Here is a 23,504-nt window from a genome sequence, read left to right on the forward strand (position 1 = left end):
TCGATTCCGTGGAGCCCCCGTCCGACGGGGGAGGATCCGCGCCCCGGTCCCTCGTCCTGATGCTGCCCGGCCAAGGGTCGCAGTTCGCCTCGATGGGGGTCTCGCTCTACGAATCCGATGCCCGGTTCAGGAGAGCACTCGACGACTTCTTCGATGCGTTCGGCACCGGCGCGGTGCGGCTCAGGGACGAGTGGCTCCATGGCGGGGCCCAGGACCTCGGCCGTGGATCGATCGCCCAGCCGCTGCTGTTCGGCGTCAACTACGCGGCCGGCGTGGTCTGGCTGGAGGACCTCAAGGATGCCGACGTCACGCTGATCGGTCATAGCGTGGGCGAATTGGCGGCGGCCGTGCTCGCGGGAGCCTTCGACCTCGAGCTGGCAGGCGCCCTGCTGAACAAACGGGCTCAACTCCTCGACGCCGCCCCTCGCGGTGGCATGATCGCATGCCGCGCGACAGAGGAGACACTGCGGGAACACGTCGGTGTGCTGGGCGGGAGCGCTGTCATCGCGGCGGAGAACGCGGACAACCAGTGCGTCGTGAGCTGTGCCGATGAAGATCTCCCGGACACGATGCGGTACTTGGGGTCGCAGCGTGTGACGTGCATGCGCGTCGCCTCGACCGAGCCGTTCCACTCTCCCCTCCTGAGGCCAGCCGCACGTGAGTTCGAGGAGTTTCTGAGTCGGCGCGGCCATCTCCTGTCCTCGACAGGGCTGCCAGTGGTCTCGGCGTATTCGGCCCGAAAGCTCAGTGACCAAGAGATCATGCCCGCCTCGTTCTGGACGCGCCAGATGGCCGAAAAAGTTGAATTTTGGAAGGCGCTTCGCGGCAACTTTGATTCCGGCCCGCACACATTCGTGGAAATCGGCCCGGGGACTGTCCTGTCCATGGCCGCCCGCCGATTGCCTTCCGTTCGTGCCCGACTTTCCACAGTGGTCACCACGATGCCGCGTCACCGGCCCGAGCCCGAGCATTGGAGATCCGTCAGGCGCGAGGTCGCCGAGTCGTTCCGCTAACTCCGCACGTGGTCCGAGCAACGCCGTGGGTGTCTTCCGAGCAGCCGGGAGACGCCCGGCTTTGGCATTGGTGAAAGATTCAACAAGGCGTGTCACGTCCCGACACGGACATGACCGAAAAAATACGGTCAACAACGGAATGCAGTGTTACCCTTTAGTCACACTCGACGGGGGAGGGGATTCACGTGCTGGGCCCGTAGAGCGCACCGCAGGGGGAACTGCAAAGAGGCGAGCGCCGGCTGAGCCGAGCGGCACCGCGAAGACGCGAGGCGCCTCTGTCAACGAGCGCGAGCGGGGCCGACCATCCTCGCCGACCTCTGTGTTTCAGGCGTCGGCTCGCGCGACTCTCTCCCGCTGACCCTTCACAGCCACCTCGACGTCACGGGGCTCCGGCACCCGGGCGCCGTGCGACTGCTGCCGGGCTCCGGCCCCTCCGGCGTCCCTCTGCACCGTCCCCGATGACGTGGGCGACATATGGGCGTCGGATTTCCGGCTGCGCGCAGCGTGATGCGTTTCCGAGAATTAAAGGAGCTTTATTCAGTATCTCCTCGCATTGAGGGCACCGCATTCCGAAGACTGATCACAAAGCGTCAGAATGGCTCCGGGCTGAAGTCTGGCCTGAGCTTGATTGAACAGCTAACGGGGAGATGTGATGGGTTTCATCCGGTTTGATGTGCTGGGCTCGCTCCGGGTTCGGTGCGATGACACACTTATACCATTGACCGGGCGCAAATACCGAACCGTGGTCTCGTACCTCGCCCTGCAGCCCGAGTATTCGGTGGCGATGGAGGATCTCATTCAAGCCGCATGGACGGATAAGCGTCCGTCCAGTGCGCATCACCAAGTCCGGAAGATGGTCTCCGCACTCAGGATCAGTTTGGACCAGGAGTGGGACTTGGTGACGACGTCTCAGGACGGCTATATGCTGAAGCTGTCGCCCAAGCAATCCGATGTCTCCGAATTCTGCCGCCTCTATGATCAGGCGATGTCGAGCTCTCTGGCGAGCGACGAGGATCTGGCGACCGCGTATTCGGCGCTGGCGCTCTGGCGTGGACGCCCGTGCGAGGGGTCGGAACCCCACGGGCAGGAGCGCCGGATCTCCGAATTAGTGGAACAGCACCGTGTCCTCTTGAACAAGACCGTACAGGGTTTCGCCAACAAGGGGCGGTCCGATGAACTGGCCTCGATACTGCACGTCGCATCAAAGATCCACGGCCATCCCGTACCCGCTCGCTCCGGCGTCGCCCACCCCGCCACCACCGTCCGGCATGTGAGCCACGCGCACGTCCGTGAGAGCGAGGGGACAGCGGCTCCTCCCGCACGGCCCGGCTCCCAGGTCGGTCCGCGCTGCCTCCCGCGGGACCTACAGGATTTCGGTGGGCGTACCCGCGAGATCGACGAGCTGCAGAAGCTCCTGACCGAAGAGGGGCCCCATCCCCGATTGGTGGCGACCATTCACGGCATGGGCGGAGTGGGGAAAACCGCCGTCGCCGTCCGCCTGGCGCACAGACTGGCCCCCCACTACCCGGATGGCCAGTTCTTTGTGTCCCTGGACGGATTTTCGTCGGCCTGTGCAGCCAGTGTGTCCAATGCGCTGGAGGTGCTGCTGAGGCAGAAGGGCATTCCGGACGCAGAGATCTCGTCCTCGGAGGAGGGGCGTCTCGCGCAGTGGCGGACCATCACGGCCGGGCAGAAACTGCTGGTCGTCCTCGACGACGTGCGTAACATCGAACAAGTAGAACCACTCATCCCCCCTTCGAACGACAGCGCCTGCATCATCACCTCACGCATCATCCTCAACGGCATCGACGGAGCCCATCACATCTCCCTCGAAGTACCGGACGAGGACGAGTGCCTGGAAATGCTGAGTTGCATGATCGGCAGGCCATTCGGCCCTGAGGAGACGGAGGATGCTCGCGCGCTGATCCAGCAGTGTGCCAACCTTCCGCTGGCGCTTCGGCTGGCCGCCGCCCGTATCTCGACGCGTGACTTCTTAAACCTTCGAGAGCTCAGTGACCGGCTGTCGTCTTCGGCTTCCATCTTCAGTGAACTGGAGGTTCCCGGACGCAGTCTGGTCGGCCGGCTCATGACGTCCTTCACGTGCCTCGAGGACTTCGATCACGACCGTTACCTCCGGTTATCGCTTCTGCCTTGCCCCGAGATAGATGAGACATCGGTCGCGGCAGCGCTCGGTGTGTCAACTGACTGGGCACGGCGCGCTTGCCGGCGCTTCGCCGACCGTGCGTTGCTGCAGCGCATGCGGTGCGGCACGTACCGGATGCACCCGCTGCTCCTGCATGCCGCGCAGCTGGAGGCACGCAAGACCATCACGTTCGGCGAGCAACGCCGTGTCGTCCGCGCCGCGTTCCTCCACTACAAGGCCTCGAACGGTCTCGTGGGAGCCAGCCGTATCAGTCCTTCTTCGAGTCCGGATGGTCACGTGGTGCTGAGGACCCTGACCCAGTCCGCGAAGCTGGCGGCACGGCTTGACCTCCAGAAGGAATTCATCGACCTGTGCGCCGCGTGGGAGGAACTGGTGCACCTCCTGCTGGACACGCGACAGCAGGAGGCGGTGTGGCAACTCGTCGTCGACGCGTCACAGCCGACCCCGGGACAGTCGATCTACGGGGGATTGTCCGTACCGCAGCCGACAGGAGCGTCACATGGATGACCTGACTCAGCGGATGGACCGCGTTCTTCCGTATTCACTCGGCAGTGAGGCACTCCTGTCGGCGAGACAGCACAGCCCCAAGGGGAGCGAGCGGCCCGTCACGACGAACGAGATCGTCGTGGGCGGCGGAGGCCTGCTGGGGAGACACGTCCTCAGCGTGCTGGGCAACCGGCTCAGCCGGCGGGTGCGCATCGACTGGGATGACCATGTCCGAGCGTGCGGGCAACTGTACGAGCTCGGCAGGGAGTTGGCCGAGCAGCCGACGCGCTGGAACCTGTACTGGTGTGCCGGCCTGGCCGTGTTCCACACCCCCGCCGACCAGGTCGAGCGGGAACGCATCCAGGCCGGCCTGCTGCTGGCCGGCATCAATGACGGGCTCGAGCGAGCCGGCTCGCCGTCGAGCGGTGCCTTGTTCATGGCCTCTTCGGCAGGCGGTGCGTTCGCGGGCTCGGAAGGCGCACCGTTCACCGAGTTCTCCGCTCCCGTGCCCAAGAACCCCTACGGCGAGGCCAAACTCGCCATCGAGGAGGAGAGCGAGACCCTGGCGCGCCGGTGGCAGTTCCCCGTGGTGTCGGGCCGGATCACGAACCTCTATGGCCCCGGACAGAACCTCAGCAAGAACCAGGGCCTGATCAGCGCCATCATCAAAGCGCAGTTGACCGGAGAACCGCTGCCGCTCCGGGCCGCGTTGGAGACCACGCGCGACTACATCTACGCACGGGACTGCGCCCGGATGGTCGTCACGGCGATGGACACCGTACGGTCCCGCACCCGCGGGACGGACCCCCATGTCTGCAAGATATTCAGCAGCGGACGCCCTCTTCGGATCGACGAGCTGCTGCAGGTGGCCGAGCGCCTCTTCGACCAGCCGGTGCCCGTCGTCCACGAGCGTGTGGCGGGCGGTCCGAACGCGGACCTCTCCGTCGCGTCCCGGGTGTGGGCGGACCTCGAGTCGTCGCCCCTTCTGAGCATCGAGGAAGGGATGCGGGCTGTCCGCTCTGATCTCAGGTACCGACTCGGACTCGACTGACGCCCTTCGGCCGGCACCATCCCGTGCCGGCCCGTTCGGGGTTCGAAAGCCCGCCCCTATACAGAGGAACTCCGGCTCAGGGCCACACCAGGCAGTACGGCTGATGCCCCGCCTCATGCAGCCGATGCGAGAAGTCCTGCCACTCGTGCAGCAGTTGGTAGACGTTGAACGCGTCCCGGGGGCCGCCGCGGTCCGGGACCGTCGACCAGATGAAGGCCGCCGCGCCCACGGCCTCCTCGCCGATACCGCGCAAGGGGTCGACGACGGTCATGGGGAGTTTGACCACGGCGTAGTCGGGGTGCAGGACGACCAGTTCCAGGGGCGGGACCTTGTGCAGGGGGACGCCCTCGATGCCCGTGAGGACCATGGCCGCCATGGTCTCGGGCTTGATCTTCGTGAACATGCCGTTCATGCCGAGCTCGTCGCCGCCGAGCTCCTCGGGACGCATCGAGATCGGGACGCGGGCCGCGGTCGCGCCGTCGGGCGCGCCGAAGTACTTGTACGTCACCCCCACCCGACCACCATTCCCGCCGCTCTCGGCCCGAAGATCGTCCACCCGGCGTTCAGTACGTCCGGCGGCCCGCTCCGGTTCACTCGGCCGACCCTGTGTCTGACGCGGTTCCTGAGCGTCCTCCGCCTCGCGCCGGTGCTTGCCCCGCCGGGCACGTCGAGGACCCAGGTCATCAGTCCCCTCGCCCAGTCCGCCACCGCGATGCATATCTCCACCCGACTGCTTTTCTAGGACGCGTCGCCCCCGCCGCGCAACCCGATCATCGTGTCAGTGACCTCCCCCACGGCCGCCCGCCGAAACGTGCGCCGAAACATCTGGCCGCAGGATCTCCGCAGCCTGCGGCCACCCCGGGTCGCTTGAGCTGTGGGTATCAGGGTCCAGTCTCGCAGACGGCGGGGACCGGGGGGCCGGTTGTCCCACGCCCCGTCCGCCCACGCCCCTGGCCTACCCTGAACAGGTCACTGGCACCCGGAGCCCGACAGCGTCGGAGAAGGTCGGAGAGTCGCAGGTCATGAGTGAACTGGCATATCCGTATGAAGCACCGGCCTCGCAGGCTCTTTTCGACCGCGCGGCGGCCGTCACGCCCGGCGGCGTGAACTCACCGGTGCGGGCCTTCCGAGCCGTCGGCGGCACGCCGCGGTTCATGGTGTCCGGCACCGGCCCCTATCTGACCGATGCCGACGGCAGGGAGTACGTCGACCTCGTGTGCTCCTGGGGGCCCATGATCCTCGGGCACTCCCACCCCGAGGTCATCGCCGCCGTGCAGGACGCCGTCTCCCGCGGTACGTCCTTCGGCACGCCCGGGGAGGGCGAGGTCGCGCTCGCCGAGGAGATGACCGCCCGGGTCGCGCCGCTGGAGCAGGTGCGGCTCGTGTCCAGCGGGACCGAGGCGACCATGTCCGCGATCCGGCTCGCGCGCGGGTTCACGCGGCGCACCAAGGTGATCAAGTTCGCCGGGTGTTACCACGGGCACGTCGACTCGCTGCTCGCCGCGGCCGGCAGCGGCGTCGCCACCTTCGCGCTGCCCGACACGCCGGGCGTCACCGGCGCCCAGGCAGGCGACACCATCGTCCTGCCGTACAACGACCTCGACGCCGTGCGCGAGGCCTTCCGGGCCCACCCCGGCGAGGTCGCGTGCGTGATCACCGAGGCCTCCCCGGGCAACATGGGCGTCGTACCGCCCGCCGCCGGGTTCAACCAGGGCCTGAAGGACCTGTGCGCCGAGAACGGCGCCCTCTACGTCTCCGACGAGGTCATGACCGGCTTCCGGACCAGCCGCGCCGGGTGGTTCGGGGTCGACGGCGTGGTCCCCGACCTGATGACCTTCGGCAAGGTCATGGGCGGCGGCTTCCCCGCGGCGGCCTTCGGCGGACGCGCGGACGTGATGGCCCACCTCGCCCCGGCCGGGCCCGTCTACCAGGCCGGCACCCTCTCCGGTAACCCCGTCGCCACCGCCGCCGGGCTCGCCCAGCTGCGGCTCCTCGACGACGCCGCGTACGCCAAGGTCGACGCGGTGTCGAAGGAGATCCAGGGCCTGGTCACCGAGGCGCTCACCAAGGAGGGCGTCGCGCACCGGCTGCAGACCGCCTCCAACATGTTCTCGGTGTTCTTCACCGATCGGCCCGTGCGCGACTACGAGGACGCCAAGACCCAGGAGTCCTTCCGCTTCACCGCGTTCTTCCACTCGCTGCTGGCGAACGGCGTCTACCTGCCGCCGTCCTCCTTCGAGTCCTGGTTCGTGTCCACCGCGCACGACGAGCGGGCCGTGCAGCGGATCGCCGACGCCCTTCCGGCGGCGGCCCGGGCGGCCGCGGAGGCGGCGGCATGAGCGCCCGGCAGGACAACAGCGCCGAGGACATCACGGTCGTCCACCTCATGCGGCACGGCGAGGTGGCCAACCCGGACGGCATCCTCTACGGCCGCCTCCCCGGCTACCACCTGTCCGACCTGGGCCGCCGCATGGCCGACCGGGTCGCCGAGCACCTGGCCGCCCGTGATGTGACGCACGTCGTCGCCTCGCCGCTGGAGCGGGCGCAGGAGACGGCCGAGCCGATCGCCAAGGCGCACGGGCTGGGCCTCGCCACGGACGAGCGGCTGGTCGAGGCCGACAACATCTTCCAGGGCAAGACGTTCGGCGTCGGGGACGGGGCGCTGCGCAAGCCCGGCAACTGGAAGCACCTGGTCAACCCGTTCCGGCCGTCCTGGGGCGAGCCGTACGTCGACCAGGTCGTCCGCATGATGAGCGCGCTGGGCGCGGCGAAGGACAAGGCCCGCGGGCACGAGGCGGTCGTGGTCAGCCACCAGCTGCCCATCTGGATCGTGCGGTCGTACGTCGAGCGCCGCCGCCTCTGGCACGACCCGCGCAAGCGCCAGTGCACGCTCGCCTCGCTGACGACCTTCACGTACCGGGGCGACCGCATCGTCTCCGTCGGCTACACCGAGCCTGCCCGCGACCTGGTCCCCGCCCACCTCCTCGCCGGCGCGAAGCCGGTGAAGGGCCAGGCCAAGGCCTTCGGAGCGTAGGTCCGCGGACCTGCGTGGGGGGCGCTCGGAAGGCGCGTGAGTGCCTTTCCTTCGCCCCCCTTCTGATCGCTTACGACTGCTTCGTTACTGAATCTGCGCATATCGGCGGAACCTCCTCGTTCGTCACGACCTCTGACTGGGTGACCAGCACGACGTGACGAATCGGGGATGCCATGCGCGCTCTCTCCCGCAGGGGAATGCTCGGACTCGGCGCGGGAGCCGCAGCCGCTGTCTCGCTCGCCGGATGCGGCGGCCTCACGGGCTCGGACGACTCCGGCCGCGCCGACGGTTCCGGCGGCGACTCCGCACAGGGCGGATCGAAGCCCGAGCCCGAGCCCACCGCCCGTCCCATCGGCGACGGCTCCACCGCCCACACCGGCAAGCAGCCACACCAGCCCGGCAAGCCCGAGCCACTGGAGCCGGGTCAGACCCCGCCGCAGTTCGTCGTGTTCTCCTGGGACGGAGCCGGCGAGGTCGGCAACGGCCTCTTCCCACGCTTCCTGGACCTCGCCAAGGAGCACGGTGCGAGCATGACCTTCTTCCTGTCCGGGCTGTACCTGCTGCCCGAGTCGAAGAAGCGCCTCTACAACCCGCCGAACAACCCGCGCGGCGCCTCCGACATCGGCTACCTCACCGACGACCACGTCAAGGCGACCCTGAAGAACGTCCGCCGGGCGTGGCTGGAGGGCCACGAGATCGGCACCCATTTCAACGGGCACTTCTGCGGCGAGACCCACGGCTCGGTCAAGAACTGGACGCCCCGGCAGTGGCGCAGCGAGATCGACCAGGCGAAGGCCTTCGTGAAGGAGTGGCGCACCAACACCGGCTGGACCGACCTGCCGTCGCTGCCGTTCGACTACGACAAGGAACTCGTCGGCGGTCGTACGCCCTGCCTGCTCGGCCAGGACAACCTGCTGCCCACCGCCCGTGAGCTCGGCTGGCGCTACGACGCCTCCTCGCCCGGCGGCCTCCAGGTCTGGCCCACCAAGCGCCAGGGCATATGGGACCTGCCCCTGCAGCAGATACCTTTCCCCGGCCGTGGCTTCGAGGTCCTGTCGATGGACTACAACATGCTGGCCAACCAGTCCCTCAACTCCACGAAGGCCCCGACCCACAACTACCCGGGCTGGCGGAAGCAGTCGGCGCAGGCGTACATCCAGGGATTCAAGCGGGCATACGAGACAAACCGGGCACCCTTCTTCGTCGGTAACCACTTCGAGCAGTGGAACGGCGGCATCTACATGGACGCCGTGGAGGAGGCCTTCCGGCACATCGCGCGCGAGAAGGAGAAGGGCGCGGATGTGCGCCTCGTCTCCTTCCGGCAGTTCACCGACTGGCTCGACGCGCAAAAGCCCGAGGTGCTCGACAAGCTCCGCACGCTCGGCGTCGGGCAGCAGCCGGCCGGTGGCTGGCGGCAGTTCACCGGCCGCACCTCCATACCGGGCGAAGACGCCTCGCGAAACGCCGCCTGAAATGCGGTTTTCCGCCCGCAAGGGGGGTGGGCGAGAACCCCAGAACGGGCATGCGAAACTTTTCACATGAGTGCCGCCAGCCGTGCCCCCCTGCGCTCGAACCGCACGACCCGTGCCATCGAGCGCACCCGCCGTGCCCGCCGTAGCGCCGCCCTGACCGCCGCTCTCGCCGCGAGCGCGCTGCTCGTCTCCGCGTGCGGCTCCGGCGGTACCTCCGGCGGGGGCGGCAACACCAACTTCGTCACCGGCACCGACGGCGTCGCCACGGTCGCCCAGGGTAAGCGCACCCCGGCGCCCGACCTGTCCGGCAGGACCATCGCCGGCAAGACCCTCGACGTCGCCGACTACAAGGGCGAGGTCGTCGTCCTCAACGTGTGGGGTTCCTGGTGCAACCCCTGCCGTGCCGAGGCCAAGTACTTCGCGAAGGTCTCCAAGGCGTACGCCGGCAAGGGCGTGCAGTTCGTCGGCATCAACACCCGGGACACCTCCACCGGCGCGGCCCTCGCCTTCGAGAAGGACTGGGGCATCACCTACCCCAGCCTCTACGACCCCACCGGCAAGCTGCTGCTGCGCTTCAAGAAGGGCACGCTCAACCCGCAGGCGATCCCCTCCACGCTCATCCTCGACCGGGACGGCAAGATCGCGGCCCGCTCCCTGTCCGCGCTCAGTGAGGAACGGCTGCTGAAGATGCTCAAGCCGGTCGTCGCGGAGAAGTGAGTCAGTGACGTGAGCGCAGTCACCACGCTCGCCGCGGTCGCGGACCCCAACGGCACGGTACTCAAGGGCGCCCTGCTGGCGGCCCTGCCGATCGCGCTGCTCGGCGGACTCGTCTCCTTCTTCTCGCCGTGCGTCCTGCCGCTGGTCCCCGGTTACCTGTCCTACGTCACCGGGGTCGCCGGCACCGACCTCGCCGAGGCCCGGCGCGGCCGGATGGTCGCGGGTGCCTCCCTGTTCGTGCTCGGCTTCACCGCCGTGTTCGTCTCCTCCGGGGCGCTGTTCGGCTACTTCGGCGCCACGCTTCAGGAGCACAAGGACATCCTGTCCAAGGTGCTGGGCGTGCTCATGATCCTCATGGGTGTCTTCTTCATGGGCCTGATGCCCTGGTTCACCCAGCGGGAGTTCCGCCTCCACCGCAAGCCGGTCGCCGGGCTGGCCGGCGCGCCCCTGCTCGGCGCGCTCTTCGGCATCGGCTGGACCCCCTGCATCGGCCCCACCCTCGCCTCGGTGCTCGCCCTCTCCTCCGACCAGGGCAGCGCCGGACGCGGAGCCGTCCTGACCATCGCGTACTGTCTGGGCCTGGGCGTGCCCTTCGTGCTCGCCGCGGTCGCCTTCCGCAAGGCCCTCGGAGCCTTCGGCTGGATCAAGCGCCACTACGTCTGGGTGATGCGGGTCGGCGGCACCATGATGATCGTGACCGGTCTGCTGCTGCTGACCGGCGCGTGGGACCGCATCGTGCAGGAGATGCAGGTCTGGTCCGACGGCTTCACTGTGGGGATCTGATCGATGAGCAAGACCACCGCCTCCGACCCGGCCCCGACCGCCGCCGAGGACCAGGAGCTGGGTGCCGCCGGCTCCCAGCTGTCCACCGCCCCCAAGGAGGACGCGCCCCACCTGCCCGCCCTGGGCGTCATCGGCTGGATCCGCTGGTTCTGGCGGCAGCTGACCTCCATGCGGGTAGCCCTGCTGCTGCTCCTGCTGCTCTCCCTCGGCGCGATCCCCGGCTCGCTCATCCCGCAGTCCGGCCAGGACGAGACGAAAGTCGCCGACTTCCAGAAGGCCCACCCCACCCTCGCGGACGTCTACGACAAGCTCGGCATGTTCCACGTCTACAGCTCGGTGTGGTTCTCCGCGATCTACATCCTGCTGTTCGTCTCCCTCATCGGCTGCATCGTGCCCCGCACCTGGCAGTTCGTCGGCCAGCTGCGCGGCCTGCCGCCCGGCGCGCCCCGGCGGCTGAACCGGCTGCCCGCCCACACCACCTGGCGCACCACGGCCGAACCCGAGCAGGTCCACCAGGCCGCCCTGGCCCTGCTGAAGAAGCGCCGCTTCCGCACCCACCTCACCGGGAACGCCGTCGCCGCCGAGAAGGGCTACCTGCGCGAGACGGGCAACCTCGTCTTCCACATCGCCCTCATCGTGCTGCTGACCGCCTTCGCCTGGGGCCAGCTCTACAAGTCCGAAGGCAACAAGCTCGTCGTCGAGGGCGACGGCTTCTCCAACACCCTCACCCAGTACGACGACTTCAAGTCCGGCAACCTCTTCACGTCCGACGACCTGGTGCCGTTCAGCTTCAACCTGAAGAAGTTCACCGGCACCTACGAGCGCACCGGCCCCAACAAGGGCACCCCGCGCGTCTACAAGGCCGACATCACCTACAGCACGGGCGCCTACGGCAAGGACGAGAACGACACCGTCGAGGTGAACCACCCGCTGGAGATCGGCGACTCCAAGGTCTACCTCGTCAGCCACGGCTACGCCCCGGTCATCACCGTCCGCGACGCCAAGGGCAAGGTCGTCTTCGACGACGCCGTACCGCTGCTGCCGCTGGACGCCAACGTCACCTCCTCCGGCGTCGCCAAGGTCCTCGACGGCTACCGCAACGCCCAGGGCAAGAAGGAACAGCTCGGCTTCAACGCGTTCTTCGTGCCGACCTTCGGGGGCTCCGCCAGCGGCACGATGCTGTCGCAGTTCCCCGCGCTGGACTCTCCGCTGCTCGCACTGTCCGCCTACCACGGCGACCTGGGAGCCGACTCGGGCATCCCGCAGAGCGTGTACCAGATGGACCGCACCAACATGAAGGAGTTCAAGGACTCCCAGGGCAAGCTGTTCAAGAAGCTGCTGAAGCCCGGCGAGACCATGAAGCTCCCGAACGGCGCGGGTTCGGTCACCTTCGGCAAGGACATCAAGGAGTGGGCCGGCTTCCAGGTCGTCCAGCAGCCGGGCAGCGGCTGGGCTCTCGCCGGTGCCCTCGCCGCGATCGGCGGCCTCGCCGCCTCCCTGTTCATCCAGCGCCGCCGCGTCTGGGTGCGCGCGGTCAAGGGCGCCGACGGCGTCACCGTCGTCGAGATGGCCGGCCTCGGCCGCAGCGAGTCGGCCAAGGTCCCCGAGGAGCTGGGGCACCTGGCCGGCGACCTCTACGAGCAGGCACCGGGCGCCCCCGGCCCCGACGATCCCGCAGATTCCCCCGACCCCGACCCCGACCCCGACCCCGACCAGGAGCCGGGTACCGAAACCCCCGTACCTGCCGAAGGGGCTGAGAAGTGACTCTCGCCGCCGCCAACAACGAAAACCTCGCGCAGATCAGCAATGTGCTGATCTACTCCGCGATGGCCGTCTACACCCTGGCCTTCTTCGCGTACATCGCCGAATGGCTCTTCGGCAGCCGCAGCAAGGTCGCCAGGACCGCCGCCGCGCTCACCGAGCCGGCCGCGAAGAAGGCCCCGGCCGTCACCGTGAACCAGGCCGGCGGCACCGCCGTGCTGGAGCGGCCGAAGGTCACCGTGCGGACCGCCGCCGGTCAGCGTGACGTGCCGGACGGCCCCGGGGCGCACGGCGGGGACGAGCAGGGCGACCTGTACGGCCGGATCGCCATCTCCCTCACGGTGCTCGGCTTCCTGGTCGAGCTGGGCGGGGTCATCACCCGCGCGGCCTCGGTGGAGCGCGCCCCCTGGGGCAACATGTACGAGTTCAACATCACGTTCTCCACCGTCGCGGTCGCCGTGTACCTCGGGCTGCTGGCGCTGAAGAAGAACGTGCGCTGGCTCGGCCTGTTCCTGATCACCTCGGTCCTGCTCGACCTGGGCCTGGCGGTCACGGTCCTCTACACCGCCAGCGACCAGCTGGTCCCGGCGCTGCACTCGTACTGGCTGTACATCCACGTCTCGACGGCGATCTTCTGCGGCGCGGTCTTCTACGTGGGCGCGGTCGGCACGATCCTGTACCTCTTCAAGGACTCCTACGAGAGCAAGCTCGCGAGCGGCGGCACGCCCGGCACCTTCGCGACCTCCGTCCTGGAGCGGCTGCCCTCCTCCGCCTCCCTCGACAAGTTCTCCTACCGCGTCAACGCGGCCGTCTTCCCGCTGTGGACGTTCACGATCATCGCGGGCGCCATCTGGGCCGGCGACGCCTGGGGCCGCTACTGGGGCTGGGACCCCAAGGAGACCTGGTCCTTCATCACCTGGGTCGCCTACGCCTGCTACCTGCACGCCCGCGCCACCGCCGGATGGAAGGGCCGCAAGGCCGCCTACCTGGCCCTCATCGCCTTCGGCTGCTGGTTGTTCAACTACTACGGCGTGAACATCTTCGTCTCCGGCAAGCACTCCTACGCGGGCGTGTAGGGCCCGCAGGGACACCTCACCGCCGCAGGGCGGGAGCGCGGTCCGCGACCGACACGATGATGTCGCGCAGCCGGTCGGCGTACAGCCGCAGGTTCTTGTGCGCGACATCGGTGTCCGGGTAGCGGGCCGCGAACCACAGGCCCTCGTGGAGGCGGGTGACCCAGGCACAGACCTGGTCGCCGTAGGACACCCGGATCAGGCCGTAGGCGTTGCGCTCGGTCCAGCCGGCGGACTCGGGGATGCCGCGGGCGTCGGCGAACGACACGATCGAGTACATGTCGGGGGACGTCGGCCGGAAGTCGGCGCCGAGCAGCCGCAGTACCCGGGCCAGCGGCATCCGGGCCAGTGGCCGGGTGGCGTGCAGCGCGGCGCGTACGGTCTTCAGCGCGGCGGGGAAGTCGGGCGCCTCGGCGACGGGCACCTCGATCGGGGCGCCGCCGACGTACCAGCCCACCGAGTCCGAGTACGCGGACTTGGCCCGGGTGTGGAAGGGCACCACCGTCCGGTAGACGGGCTCACCGCCGATCTCGTGGACGATCAGGGCGGTCGCCGCCAGCAGCCCGACCAGGGAGCCGCCGTAGGGGCGGCAGTACGCCTCGAACGCGGCGGCGGCGTCCGCGTCGACGAGCATCTCGCGCATCAGCTTCTGGGTCGGCAGTCCGCCGCCGGGATCGAGCCCGAGGTCGACGGGGAAGCCGGGCAGCTGCCCGTCGCAGCGCCGGATGAACTCCCGCCAGCGGGCGACGATCTCGTGGTCCGCGTCGATCCGGTCCGCGTCCGCCCGCTCGGCCTCGCAGAAGTCGACGTAGCTGGAGACCGGCGGCTGCTCCGGGGCGTGGCCGGTGAGGTGACCGGCGTACAGCTCCTGGATCTCCGCGGGGATGCGGTAGATGGAGAACGCGTCGACGTTGCTGTGGTCGAAGGCCATGTACACGCTGGTGCTGTCGTCCCGGACGACGGCCGTGTAGATGAGGTTCGGCCAGCGCAGAGCGTCGGCGGTGGTGTCGAAGCGGTCCTGGAGGTGCTGGGCCAGGGCCGCCGGGTCCGTGAACTCCCCGGCGTCCTCGCGGTGCAGGGAGACGGACGCCGGGTCGAGGGTGAAGCGGCGGATCGAGTCGCCCGGGCCGCCCGCCCAGCGGAAACCGCTGCGCAGGGTCTCGTGCCGCAGCGTCCACCCGCGCAGCGCCTCGCCGAGGGCGTCCAGGTCGACCCGTCCCGGGATGTCGAACGCCGCGCCGAGCCAGGTCGGCACGAACAGGCCGTCCTCACGCACGGACCGCGCCGTCCGCAGATGTGACTCCTGGATGTAGGCGGGCGGCCTGGAGTCCTCCGGCAGGGCCTTCGCCGTCGCGACGGTGGCAGGGCTGAGCGTCCATTCGACGAGTCGCCCAGGTCGCACCTCGCAGCGCTGGATGTCAGTCATTCGCACAGGGCGTCTCCATTCGCAGGTGGGACAGAGCCGATCAAGGGAATGCCGTGTCGGCCACCGATGACACCGCGTGTCGCCACATTTCAGGAGAACGGATGGCATCTCGAACTGCGATACGGGGCCCGCGCGGTGTGCTCAGTTGACGCCGATGTCCTCGTTCCAGAGCGCGGGGTGTTCGGCGATGAAGTCACGCATCAGCCCGGCGCACTCGGCGTCGTCCAACAGCACGATCTCCACACCGTGTTCGGCCAGCCAGTCGTGGCCCCCGTGGAAGGTGACCGCCTCGCCGATCACCACCCGCGAGATGCCGAACTGCCGCACCAGGCCGGAGCAGTACCAGCACGGCGACAGGGTCGTCACCATCGTCGTCCCCCGGTAGGAGCGTTGCCGCCCGGCCGCGCGGAAGGCCGCCGTCTCCGCGTGCAGGGACGGATCGCCGTCCTGGACCCGGCGGTTGCGGCCACGGCCCAGCTCAGAGCCGTCGGCGCCGTACAGCGCGGCACCGATCGGGATGCCGCCCTCGGCGAGCCCGGCTCGGGCCTCCTCGACGGCGGTCGTGAGCCATGTGCGTGCCCGTGCCCGGTCCATGACCTCATCCATGACCCCACCTTGTCCCTCTGTAACCTGGGCCGATCATCGCCGCGCCGACGGCGTTCGAATCCCCTGGTGTGGAGGAACGGTCATGGGTGCTGCCCCGGTTCTGGAGGAGTTGCGGGAGGTCTGCCAGCCGCAGGCGAAGCTGGCGAGCCGCAACGGCGAGCACTGGGCGGGCCGGCTGTACATGCGGAGCATCTCCCTGCGGTTCACCCGGCAGTTGGTGCGCACGCCCGTCACCCCGGACCAGCTCACCTGGACCATGGTGGTGTGCGGAGTGGCCTCCGGCGCCGCGCTGATGATCCCGGGCCTGACGGGCGCGGTGCTGGCCGTCGTCCTGATGCAGCTGTTCCTCCTCTTCGACTGCGTGGACGGCGAAGTCGCCCGGTGGAAGGGCCAGAACAGCGCGTCCGGCATCTACGTCGACCGTCTCGGCGCCTACCTCGCGGACGCCGCGCTCATGGCCGGAGCCGGTTACCGCGCCGCCGAGTCGGGCGTCGGCGGCTGGCTGTCGATCGGCATCGCCACCGCGCTCGGCGTCGTCCTGCTCAAGGCCTCCACCGACCTCGTGGACGTCGCCCGGGCCCGGCGCGGTCTGATGGTCGTCGACGACGAGGCGACCCGCCCGCGCTCCCAGGGCGTGGCCACGGTCCGCCGGGTCGCCGCCGCCTTCAAGATCCACCGTGTGACGAACGGCATCGAGGCGTCCCTGGTCCTCCTCGCCGCGGCCGTCGCCGACCAGCTGACCGGTGGCATCGAGCCGACCCGCTGGGCGCTGGGCGCGCTGGCCCTCATCACGTGGCTGATGGTCCCGGCCCATCTGCTGTCGATCCTGTCGTCGTCCCGGCTGCGGTGAGCCGGCCGAGGTAGGCGCGCAGGGCGCCCGCGCCCTCGATCATGATCCTGGGGCGGGTCGTCAGCGCCGCACTGCCGCCCTCCGGCCGCAGGCCTTCCAGCACCGGCCTGATCTGGTCGAACGGGTAGCCAGTGGCTGCGCGTGGAGCCGGTCGTCGCCGACCTTGAGGAGCGGGTCCGGCGCGAGCACCCGGAAACTGAACCGATCCGGACCCGGGGGCGTCTTCGTCGCGTATCCACCGAGCCGGAGCCCGTGCTCCCGAAGGAGGCCAACCGATGAAGGCGTCACCCTCGCGCGTCGACCGCGGGCCCGTGCGGACGCTCCTGGCGGCGGCCCTCGCCATGCTGTCCGTGGGCTGCACGGCGGGGTCCTCAGACGACACCGCGCGGCCCGAGGCGTCCTGCGCCTACGTCGTCGACCACGACGGCCGCACCTACCTGGGAAGGGATGAGACCGGCATCCCCGTGGGGAAGCCGCTCGGCGGCGCCACCCGCGCTGCGTGCGACGACACCCCCGGCGACGGCGACGCCGGTGAGGGCCCGGCGTTGATGACCGCGTTCACCGTGCGGGGCGTCGACCCGGGCGTCGCCATCGCCGTGGCCGAGGACCCCGGCGAGTACCGGCTCGTCGTCGCCGACACCGTCAGGGAGCTCCCGCCCGAGCTGAAGAAGCTGACCGACCGTTTCTGACGCCCGTCCGTGCCTCAGCCCTGCCTCTCCAGCACCGCGTAGTCGGCGAAACTGCGGCGGTAGCGCAGGTGCCTCGTCTCCTGGGTGTGCCTGCGCTGCCACTCCTCGACCTCGCCGGGCGCCTGGCACGGACCCGAACCCGCCCCACAGTCCTCCTCCTCACCGGAGACGCAGTACGCCTCGTACTCCGGCAGGGCGGACGCGTCCTGCACGATCGAGTACGGCACGTACCGGAAGATCCTGCGGCCGGCCGGTTCCCCACCGTGCTCCGCGCGTTGGTGCTGGCGCAGCAGCACGTTCGCGTCCGTCACGGCGCTGCCGTCGAACGCCGCCCGCGCCCTGTCCCGCCGGACCGCCAGCTCCTCGCATGCCGCGCACCCGGGCACCGGGGCCGGGGGCCGGTGCGGATCGGCCGACAGAGCCTCTCTGGAACGCTCGTTGAGGGCGCGGACGCCCGCACTGAGCCGTTCGTCCGGCGTCGCCTCGCGGATCCGTGCCGGGTCCGCCTGCCACTCCCGGCCGCCGCCGACCGGGCGCAGCATCGCGTACGGGCCGGTTCTGTCCTGGTACTCGCCGACCTTGCGCGTCTGCGGGTCGTAGACGAGCGTTCCCGGTTCCATTCCGTGCACCTCCGTCACTCTGGGTGTATCGAGCGTTGCGCACGGGAACAGTCCGGTTCAATGCTTGGCGTGTGACACCGGTGCACTGTCACGGAGGGGGCGGCCGTGAGCCGACGAAACGGTGGAGCGGACTCGGGGGCGAGTACGGCCGCCGTGTTCGGAGAGGTACTCCGGCACTTCCGCGAGGCCGCGCTGCTCACGCAGGAGGGTCTGGCGAGGCAGATCCCGTGCGACCGGTCGCATGTGGCGCGGGTGGAGGCCGGTACGAGGGTTCCGCAGGACACGTTCGCCAAGAACTGTGACGAACTCCTGGGAACGGGTGGGGTGTTGGCGCGGCTGTGGGGCCGGATCGACTGGTACCCACAGGTGGAGCATCCGGATTGGTTCCGGCGGCGGGCGGAGATGGACGAGGTGGCCGTCACCCTGCGGGAGTACCAGGAGCGTGTGATCCCGGGTTTGTTGCAGACGTCCACCTACGCCCGGGCACTCTCCTCGCGTTACGTGAGCGGGGTGGAGCTCGAGGAGCGGGTGCGAGCTCGCCTGAGCCGACAGCAACGCTTCCTCGCCGATGGAGGTCCGCTGTACGTCGTCGTCCTCGACGAGAGCTGCCTGCGCAACGTGGTCGGTGGCCCGGATGTCATGCAAGACCAGTGCGCTCACTTGCTCAACCTGGCAGGGCGACCCAACATCCGCATCCAGGTCGCTCCTGCCGGCCCCTTCGAGATCGTCCGTCCCAGCGGCTCCATGTCATTGATCACGCTGCCGGAAGGGTGCCACTGGCTGTACTCGGAGTCCCTGAGTCGCGGCCACTTCACGAACGATCCGGCCCTCTACGAGCGCTATAACCAGTTCTATGATGTGCTCAGGGCGGACGCCCTGTCAGCTCCTCAGTCCGCCGCTCTGATCCACGAGACGATGGAGAGGTACGGGCATCATGGACAGGAACGCGCTGACCTGGGTCAAGAGCAGCTACAGCGACGGCGACGGCGGCAACTGCATAGAAATAGCCCCCGGTTTCCCCGAAACCGTCCCCGTGCGCGACAGCAAGAACCCTGAAGGTCCGGTCCTGGTCGTCACCCGGTCCGCCTGGTCGGCGTTCACAGCCGCTCTCTGACGATCACGACTCGTCCCGCTTGGGGTCCTCGTCCTTCTCCTCTTCGAGGGACTTCAGGAAGTCGGGATTGTCGTCGGGCGCCACCCACTGCCGGGGACGCTCCGCCGGAGGCACCCGCTTCTTGCCGGCGATGAGCCAGGAGATCGACCCGACGAGCGGAAACAGCAGTACGAGGATCGCCCACAGCGGCTTGGGCATGTGGCGGATCTCGTCGTCCTTCGTGCTGATGCAGTCGATGAAGGCGTACACGCTGAGCGCCAGCGGCACGAGGAACATCAGTACCCGGAGCATGCGGCCTCTCAGCGAAAACGGTGGGCGGTTCCAGGCCAGGGTAGCGGCTCGGGGATACTGGACCCCATGGCTTACGACGATCTTCGCTCCCTGCTGAGGGCGCTGGAGCGCGAGGGCGACCTCAAGCGCATCAAGGCCGAGGTAGACCCATATCTGGAGGTCGGGGAGATCGTCGACCGGGTGCAGAAGTCCGGCGGTCCGGCCCTGCTCTTCGAGAACGTGCGCGGGTCGAGCATGCCCCTCGCGATGAACGTGTTCGGCACGGACCGGCGGCTGCTGAAAGCCCTGGGGCTGAAGTCGTACGCCGAGATCTCCGAGCGGATCGGCGGGCTGCTGAAGCCCGAGCTGCCGCACGGGTTCGTCGGTGTGCGGGAGGCCTTCGGCAAGCTCGGCGCGATGACGCACGTGCCGCCGAAGAAGGTGAAGGACGGCCCTGTTCAGGAAGTCGTCCTCACCGGGGACGATGTCGACCTCGACCAGCTGCCCGCCCTGTTCACGTGGCCGAAGGACGGCGGGTCGTTCTTCAACCTGGGGCTCACCCACACCAAGGACCCCGAGAGCGGCATCCGCAATCTCGGGCTGTACCGGCTCCAGCGGCACGACAAGCGCACCATCGGTATGCACTGGCAGATCCACAAGGACAGCCGGAACCACTACCAGGTGGCCGCGCGCAGGGGCGAGCGGCTGCCCGTCGCGATCGCCTTCGGCTGTCCGCCCGCGGTGACGTACGCCTCCACCGCGCCGCTGCCCGGGGACATCGACGAGTACCTGTTCGCCGGTTTCCTCGCGGGCAAGCGGATCGAGATGGTCGACTGCAAGACCGTGCCGCTCCAGGTGCCGGCGCACGCCGAGGTCGTGATCGAGGGCTGGCTGGAGCCGGGCGAGATGCTGCCCGAGGGTCCGTTCGGCGACCACACCGGCTTCTACACGCCGCAGGAGCCCTTCCCGGCGCTGAAGATCGACTGCGTGACGATGCGGAAGCGGCCGCTGCTCCAGTCGATCGTCGTGGGCAGGCCTCCGACGGAGGACGGGCCCCTGGGGCGGGCGACGGAACGCTTCTTCCTGCCGCTGCTGAAGATCATCGTGCCGGACATCGTGGACTACCACCTGCCGGAGGCGGGCGGCTTCCACAACTGCGCGATCGTCTCGATCGACAAGAAGTACCCGAAGCACGCGCAGAAGGTGATGCACGCCGTCTGGGGCGCGCACATGATGTCCCTGACCAAGCTGATCGTGGTCGTCGACTCCGACTGCGACGTGCACGATCTGCACGAGGTCGCCTGGCGGGCGCTGGGCAACACGGACTACGCCCGGGACCTGAGCATCGTCGAGGGCCCGGTCGACCATCTGGACCACGCCTCCTACCAGCAGTTCTGGGGCGGCAAGGCCGGGATCGACGCGACGAAGAAGTGGCCCGAGGAGGGCTACACGCGCGACGGCGGCTGGCCCGACATGGTGGAGTCCGATCCGGAGACGGCGGCGAAGGTGGACCGTCGCTGGAAGGAGTACGGGCTGTGAGTTCCGCTTCCGCCGCGATCCCGCAGCCGGGACGCACCAAGGCCTTCCTGCGGCTGGTGATGATCGAGCACTCGGTCTTCGCGCTGCCCTTCGCCTACATCGCCGCGCTCACCGCGATGTTCCAGTGGGACAAGAACGTCCACTGGGGCCGGCTGCTGCTGGTCACCGTCTGCATGGTGGGCCTGCGCACCTTCGCGATGGCGGTCAACCGGATCATCGACCGGGAGATCGACGCGAGGAACCCGCGTACGGCGCAGCGCGAGCTGGTGACCGGCGCGATGTCGGTGAAGCACGCCTGGACGGGTGCGCTGATCGCGTTGGTCGTCTTCCTCGGCGCCGCTGCCCTGCTCAACCCGCTGTGCCTGGCACTGGCCCCCATCGCGGTGATCCCGATGGTGGTCTATCCGTACGGCAAGCGGTTCACGAACTTCCCGCAGGCCATCCTCGGCCTCGCCCAGGCGATGGGCCCGGTCGGCGGCTGGCTGGCGATCTCGGGTTCCTGGTCCTGGGACGCGGTCATCCTCGGCCTCGCCGTCGGCATCTGGATCGGCGGCTTCGACCTGATCTACGCCTGCCAGGACGTGGAGACCGACCGCGAGATCGGCGTCCTGTCCGTCCCGGCCCGCTTCGGCATCCCGGCGGCCATCTGGGGAGCGCGGGTCTGTCACGCGGTGACGACGGCCCTGTTCGTCTGGTACGCCCTCGCCACCGACGCCGGAGCCTTCTTCTGGCTGGGTCTGCTGATCGTGGCGGGTGCGTTCCTCTATGAGCACTCGATCGTCCGTCCCCATGACCTGTCCCGAGTGAACCGCGCGTTCTTCAGCGTCAACGGCTTCATCGGGATCGCCCTGTTCGTGTGCGCGCTGCTGGATCTGCTGGTTCGGGGTCTGACCGTCTGATCACGGCGCGGTGAGCGCGCGGCTCGCTTCCGGGCGGCGGCGGAAGACGAACGCCGCCGCCACACCCGCCGCCAGCCCTATCAGGTGGCCCTGCCAGCTGACGCCCGTCTGGGTCGGGGCCAGGCCCGTGAGGATGGAGCCGCCCCAGATCGCGGCGATCAGGACACCGGCCAGCACACCCAGGGCGCGGCGCTCCACGAAGCCGCTGACCAGGAGGAAGCCGAAGAGACCGAAGATCACGCCGGAGGCGCCCGCGGTGTTGGTGCGGTCCGGGGCTATGAGCCAGACGCCCAGGCCGTCCACGACGATGATCAGCGCGCAGACGAGCAGGAACCGGCGCAGGCCCGTGAGCGCGGCGAGGAAGCCGAGGACCAGGAGCGGCACGGTGTTCGCCGCCAGATGAGCGAAGCCGAAGTGGATGAAGGACGAGGGCACGACATCGACCAGCTCGGACGGGTCGCGCGGGGTGACGCCGAAGCCGTCCAGCGCGTGGCCTGTGGCCACGTCCACCACTTCCAGCAGCCACAGCAGCGCCACCCAGGCCAGCATCAGCTTGCCCGCGGCCAGCGCACGAGCGCTCTGTGACCACCCTGCTTCCGGACCCGACATGGCGACCCCCAGTGCTCGCTCGTCCTCTCCGTGCAACGGCCCGCACCCCTGGGCCGGTTCCCACCCTGCGACGCCGGATAGGCTCGGTGTTGTGAACCCAGTCAAGCCAGGCGAGATGCCGCGTACGCCTTGGATCGTAGGGGTGTCCGGGGCCTCCGGCACCCCGTATGCCGCTGCCGTGCTGCGGGCCCTTCTCGCCGCCGGCGAGAGCGTCGACCTCGTGGTGTCCCGGGCCTCGCGGCTCACCCTGCTGGACGAGACCGGGATCTCCTTCCGGGACGCCCACTGGCAGGCCGACCTGCGGGAATGGCTGTCCCGGGGCGCCGACGGCAAGCCGGACACGTTCTCCGTCGACATCGACGCCGTACGGCACTGGAGCGCCGGCGACCTGGCCGCCGGGCCCTCCTCGGGGTCGTACCCCACCAAGGGCATGCTCATCGTGCCCGCTTCGACGGCGAGCGTGGCCGGGGTCGCGCTCGGTCTGTCGAAGGACCTGTTGCAGCGGGCGGCGAGCGTGACCCTCAAAGAGGGCCGCAAGCTGGTCGTGGCCGTGCGCGAGAGCCCGCTGAACGGCCAGACCCTGCGTCATCTGGTCACCCTCGACGACGCGGGCGCGACGGTCGTGCCCGCCTCACCCGCCTTCTACGCGGGCGCGACCCACATCCAGGACCTGGTGGACTTCGTCGCCGGACGCGTACTCGACGCGGCGGGCGTGCCGCACGGGCTCTACCGCCGTTGGCAGGGTGAACTCGGCGGCGGCGCACGCCGCGACGGCTGAGCAGTACCGAACCTCATCGGACTCAACGACCACTTCAGCGGAAGGCTTCGATCGCAATGGACGCGGTGGACAGGCAGCTCATCCAGGCCCTGAGGGAGAACGGCCGGGCCTCTTACGCGGAGCTGGGGCGCCTCGTCGGACTGTCGGGACCCAGCGTCACCGACCGCATCAACCGGCTGGAGGCGGCCGGTGTCATCACCGGCTACCGGGCCACCGTCGACGCCGCCTCGCTCGGCCTCGGCGTCACCGCCCTGATCGGCATCTCACTCTCCGACGCCACCGACCACGAGGACGTGGCGCAGCGCCTCAAGGACCTCTCGGAGATCGAGGACTGCTGGTTCATCGCGGGCGAGGACTCGTACATGCTCAAGGTGCGGGCGGCGGACGTGGACGGCCTGGAGAAGATGATCCGGCGGCTGAGCGGCATCGAGGGCGTTTCCCGGACGCGTACGACGATCGTGCTCTCCACGAAGTGGGAGAACCGGGTCGGGGAGCTGCCGGAAGAGGAGTAGCCGTACCGTTGGGGTCGTCGTCGAGGAAAGGTGTGGGC

24 protein-coding genes are annotated in these 23,504 nt (G+C 69.0%); 18 read left to right on the top strand and 6 right to left on the bottom strand.

The features are described 5' to 3' along the window. The first annotated feature begins 59 nt into the window (after window positions 1-59). The 3 genes from CEB94_RS23270 to CEB94_RS23280 all read left to right on the top strand — a co-directional run bounded on the left by CEB94_RS23270 (window position 60) and on the right by CEB94_RS23280 (window position 4,714). On the top strand, window positions 60-1,013 hold the full coding sequence (locus tag CEB94_RS23270) for an acyltransferase domain-containing protein (protein ID WP_175434061.1): 954 nt from the start codon (window positions 60-62) through the stop codon (window positions 1,011-1,013). Between the two features lie 718 nt (window positions 1,014-1,731). Continuing rightward, complete coding sequence (locus CEB94_RS23275) at window positions 1,732-3,684, top strand: AfsR/SARP family transcriptional regulator (protein ID WP_175434062.1); 1,953 nt, start codon at window positions 1,732-1,734, stop codon at window positions 3,682-3,684. Continuing rightward, complete coding sequence (locus CEB94_RS23280) at window positions 3,677-4,714, top strand: NAD-dependent epimerase/dehydratase family protein (RefSeq protein ID WP_175434063.1); 1,038 nt, start codon at window positions 3,677-3,679, stop codon at window positions 4,712-4,714. Before CEB94_RS23275 ends, CEB94_RS23280 begins: the two co-directional genes overlap by 8 nt. 76 nt (window positions 4,715-4,790) lie before the next feature. Here the strand turns inward: CEB94_RS23280 and CEB94_RS23285 are convergent, their stop codons facing one another. After that, on the bottom strand, window positions 4,791-5,228 hold the full coding sequence (locus CEB94_RS23285) for a hypothetical protein (RefSeq protein ID WP_003974483.1): 438 nt from the start codon (window positions 5,226-5,228) through the stop codon (window positions 4,791-4,793). A 508-nt stretch (window positions 5,229-5,736) separates the two neighbouring features. Here CEB94_RS23285 and hemL point away from each other — a divergent pair. From hemL to ccsB, 7 genes are all read left to right on the top strand, one after another. Continuing rightward, on the top strand, window positions 5,737-7,053 hold the full coding sequence (gene hemL / locus CEB94_RS23290; RefSeq protein WP_175434064.1) for a glutamate-1-semialdehyde 2,1-aminomutase: 1,317 nt from the start codon (window positions 5,737-5,739) through the stop codon (window positions 7,051-7,053). Continuing rightward, entirely contained in the window at window positions 7,050-7,748 is a 699-nt protein-coding gene (locus tag CEB94_RS23295) for a histidine phosphatase family protein (protein WP_175434065.1), read from the top strand. The genes hemL and CEB94_RS23295 overlap by 4 nt, the downstream gene beginning before the upstream one ends. 173 nt (window positions 7,749-7,921) lie before the next feature. Beyond that, window positions 7,922-9,220: a polysaccharide deacetylase family protein gene (locus CEB94_RS23300; RefSeq protein ID WP_175434066.1), complete on the top strand. Its 1,299-nt coding sequence runs from the start codon at window positions 7,922-7,924 to the stop codon at window positions 9,218-9,220. Window positions 9,221-9,286: 66 nt separating this feature from the next. Then, a complete protein-coding gene (locus CEB94_RS23305; RefSeq protein ID WP_175434067.1) occupies window positions 9,287-9,937 on the top strand; it encodes a TlpA family protein disulfide reductase in 651 nt (216 codons plus the stop codon). Window positions 9,938-9,946: 9 nt separating this feature from the next. Continuing rightward, the gene (locus tag CEB94_RS23310) at window positions 9,947-10,720 is read left to right on the top strand and encodes a cytochrome c biogenesis CcdA family protein (RefSeq protein ID WP_175434068.1); all 774 of its coding nucleotides are present in this window, start codon (window positions 9,947-9,949) and stop codon (window positions 10,718-10,720) included. Between the two features lie 3 nt (window positions 10,721-10,723). Further along, window positions 10,724-12,484 carry a cytochrome c biogenesis protein ResB gene (gene resB / locus CEB94_RS23315; protein ID WP_175434069.1) on the top strand — a complete coding sequence of 587 codons (1,761 nt, stop codon included), beginning with the start codon at window positions 10,724-10,726 and terminating at the stop codon, window positions 12,482-12,484. Then, the gene (gene ccsB / locus CEB94_RS23320) at window positions 12,481-13,557 is read left to right on the top strand and encodes a c-type cytochrome biogenesis protein CcsB (protein WP_175434070.1); all 1,077 of its coding nucleotides are present in this window, start codon (window positions 12,481-12,483) and stop codon (window positions 13,555-13,557) included. The genes resB and ccsB overlap by 4 nt, the downstream gene beginning before the upstream one ends. A 16-nt stretch (window positions 13,558-13,573) precedes the next feature. Here the strand turns inward: ccsB and CEB94_RS23325 are convergent, their stop codons facing one another. Beyond that, a complete protein-coding gene (locus CEB94_RS23325; protein WP_175434071.1) occupies window positions 13,574-14,986 on the bottom strand; it encodes a condensation domain-containing protein in 1,413 nt (470 codons plus the stop codon). Between the two features lie 135 nt (window positions 14,987-15,121). Beyond that, the gene (locus tag CEB94_RS23330; RefSeq protein WP_246111886.1) at window positions 15,122-15,586 is read right to left on the bottom strand and encodes a nucleoside deaminase; all 465 of its coding nucleotides are present in this window, start codon (window positions 15,584-15,586) and stop codon (window positions 15,122-15,124) included. A gap of 82 nt (window positions 15,587-15,668) precedes the next feature. On the opposite strand from CEB94_RS23330, the gene CEB94_RS23335 reads away from it, so the two are divergent. Together CEB94_RS23335 and CEB94_RS23340 are read left to right on the top strand one after the other, a co-directional pair. Next, complete coding sequence (locus tag CEB94_RS23335) at window positions 15,669-16,436, top strand: CDP-alcohol phosphatidyltransferase family protein (RefSeq protein WP_175434072.1); 768 nt, start codon at window positions 15,669-15,671, stop codon at window positions 16,434-16,436. Window positions 16,437-16,711: 275 nt separating this feature from the next. Beyond that, window positions 16,712-17,125 (top strand): DUF6281 family protein, encoded by a 414-nt coding sequence (locus CEB94_RS23340; RefSeq protein ID WP_175434073.1) that lies wholly within the window; start codon window positions 16,712-16,714, stop codon window positions 17,123-17,125. Window positions 17,126-17,139: 14 nt separating this feature from the next. On the opposite strand, the gene CEB94_RS41905 is transcribed toward CEB94_RS23340, so the two are convergent. Continuing rightward, on the bottom strand, window positions 17,140-17,745 hold the full coding sequence (locus CEB94_RS41905; RefSeq protein WP_175434074.1) for a DUF7848 domain-containing protein: 606 nt from the start codon (window positions 17,743-17,745) through the stop codon (window positions 17,140-17,142). Window positions 17,746-17,898: 153 nt separating this feature from the next. Here CEB94_RS41905 and CEB94_RS23350 point away from each other — a divergent pair, with 153 nt between their 5' ends. Continuing rightward, window positions 17,899-18,801 carry a helix-turn-helix domain-containing protein gene (locus CEB94_RS23350; RefSeq protein ID WP_246111887.1) on the top strand — a complete coding sequence of 301 codons (903 nt, stop codon included), beginning with the start codon at window positions 17,899-17,901 and terminating at the stop codon, window positions 18,799-18,801. Continuing rightward, entirely contained in the window at window positions 18,749-18,859 is a 111-nt protein-coding gene (locus CEB94_RS41050; RefSeq protein WP_246112182.1) for a DUF397 domain-containing protein, read from the top strand. Before CEB94_RS23350 ends, CEB94_RS41050 begins: the two co-directional genes overlap by 53 nt. 3 nt (window positions 18,860-18,862) lie before the next feature. On the opposite strand, the gene CEB94_RS23355 is transcribed toward CEB94_RS41050, so the two are convergent. Beyond that, window positions 18,863-19,150, bottom strand: a complete 288-nt coding sequence (locus CEB94_RS23355; RefSeq protein ID WP_175434076.1) for a PLD nuclease N-terminal domain-containing protein — start codon at window positions 19,148-19,150, stop codon at window positions 18,863-18,865. 66 nt (window positions 19,151-19,216) lie between these two features. Between CEB94_RS23355 and CEB94_RS23360 the strand changes: the two genes are divergently transcribed. Together CEB94_RS23360 and mqnP are read left to right on the top strand one after the other, a co-directional pair. Beyond that, entirely contained in the window at window positions 19,217-20,668 is a 1,452-nt protein-coding gene (locus CEB94_RS23360) for a menaquinone biosynthesis decarboxylase (RefSeq protein ID WP_175434077.1), read from the top strand. Continuing rightward, window positions 20,665-21,567, top strand: coding sequence for a menaquinone biosynthesis prenyltransferase MqnP (gene mqnP / locus CEB94_RS23365; protein ID WP_175434078.1), 903 nt, complete (start codon window positions 20,665-20,667; stop codon window positions 21,565-21,567). The genes CEB94_RS23360 and mqnP overlap by 4 nt, the downstream gene beginning before the upstream one ends. On the opposite strand, the gene CEB94_RS23370 is transcribed toward mqnP, so the two are convergent. Then, a complete protein-coding gene (locus CEB94_RS23370; RefSeq protein ID WP_175434079.1) occupies window positions 21,568-22,176 on the bottom strand; it encodes a rhomboid family intramembrane serine protease in 609 nt (202 codons plus the stop codon). A 115-nt stretch (window positions 22,177-22,291) separates the two neighbouring features. On the opposite strand from CEB94_RS23370, the gene CEB94_RS23375 reads away from it, so the two are divergent. Then, window positions 22,292-22,954: a UbiX family flavin prenyltransferase gene (locus CEB94_RS23375; protein ID WP_175434080.1), complete on the top strand. Its 663-nt coding sequence runs from the start codon at window positions 22,292-22,294 to the stop codon at window positions 22,952-22,954. A gap of 56 nt (window positions 22,955-23,010) precedes the next feature. Further along, window positions 23,011-23,466, top strand: a complete 456-nt coding sequence (locus CEB94_RS23380; RefSeq protein WP_031141000.1) for an Lrp/AsnC family transcriptional regulator — start codon at window positions 23,011-23,013, stop codon at window positions 23,464-23,466. The last annotated feature ends 38 nt before the right edge of the window (window positions 23,467-23,504 follow it).

It is taken from the genome of Streptomyces hawaiiensis, assembly GCF_004803895.1.
Lineage (GTDB): Bacteria > Actinomycetota > Actinomycetes > Streptomycetales > Streptomycetaceae > Streptomyces > Streptomyces hawaiiensis.

Excerpts from the sequence above, each read along its gene's own strand:
- CEB94_RS23270 (WP_175434061.1), top strand. The coding sequence starts at position 60 with ATGCTGCCCGGCCAAGGGTCGCAGTTCGCCTCGATGGGGGTCTCGCTC.
- CEB94_RS23280 (WP_175434063.1), top strand. The coding sequence starts at position 3,677 with ATGGATGACCTGACTCAGCGGATGGACCGCGTTCTTCCGTATTCACTC.
- hemL (WP_175434064.1), top strand. The coding sequence starts at position 5,737 with ATGAGTGAACTGGCATATCCGTATGAAGCACCGGCCTCGCAGGCTCTT.
- CEB94_RS23295 (WP_175434065.1), top strand. The coding sequence starts at position 7,050 with ATGAGCGCCCGGCAGGACAACAGCGCCGAGGACATCACGGTCGTCCAC.
- CEB94_RS23300 (WP_175434066.1), top strand. The coding sequence starts at position 7,922 with ATGCGCGCTCTCTCCCGCAGGGGAATGCTCGGACTCGGCGCGGGAGCC.
- CEB94_RS23305 (WP_175434067.1), top strand. The coding sequence starts at position 9,287 with ATGAGTGCCGCCAGCCGTGCCCCCCTGCGCTCGAACCGCACGACCCGT.
- resB (WP_175434069.1), top strand. The coding sequence starts at position 10,724 with ATGAGCAAGACCACCGCCTCCGACCCGGCCCCGACCGCCGCCGAGGAC.
- CEB94_RS23330 (WP_246111886.1), bottom strand. The coding sequence starts at position 15,586 with ATGGATGAGGTCATGGACCGGGCACGGGCACGCACATGGCTCACGACC.
- CEB94_RS23335 (WP_175434072.1), top strand. The coding sequence starts at position 15,669 with ATGGGTGCTGCCCCGGTTCTGGAGGAGTTGCGGGAGGTCTGCCAGCCG.
- CEB94_RS23340 (WP_175434073.1), top strand. The coding sequence starts at position 16,712 with ATGAAGGCGTCACCCTCGCGCGTCGACCGCGGGCCCGTGCGGACGCTC.
- CEB94_RS41905 (WP_175434074.1), bottom strand. The coding sequence starts at position 17,745 with ATGGAACCGGGAACGCTCGTCTACGACCCGCAGACGCGCAAGGTCGGC.
- CEB94_RS23355 (WP_175434076.1), bottom strand. The coding sequence starts at position 19,150 with ATGCTCCGGGTACTGATGTTCCTCGTGCCGCTGGCGCTCAGCGTGTAC.
- CEB94_RS23360 (WP_175434077.1), top strand. The coding sequence starts at position 19,217 with ATGGCTTACGACGATCTTCGCTCCCTGCTGAGGGCGCTGGAGCGCGAG.
- CEB94_RS23370 (WP_175434079.1), bottom strand. The coding sequence starts at position 22,176 with ATGTCGGGTCCGGAAGCAGGGTGGTCACAGAGCGCTCGTGCGCTGGCC.
- CEB94_RS23375 (WP_175434080.1), top strand. The coding sequence starts at position 22,292 with ATGCCGCGTACGCCTTGGATCGTAGGGGTGTCCGGGGCCTCCGGCACC.
- CEB94_RS23380 (WP_031141000.1), top strand. The coding sequence starts at position 23,011 with ATGGACGCGGTGGACAGGCAGCTCATCCAGGCCCTGAGGGAGAACGGC.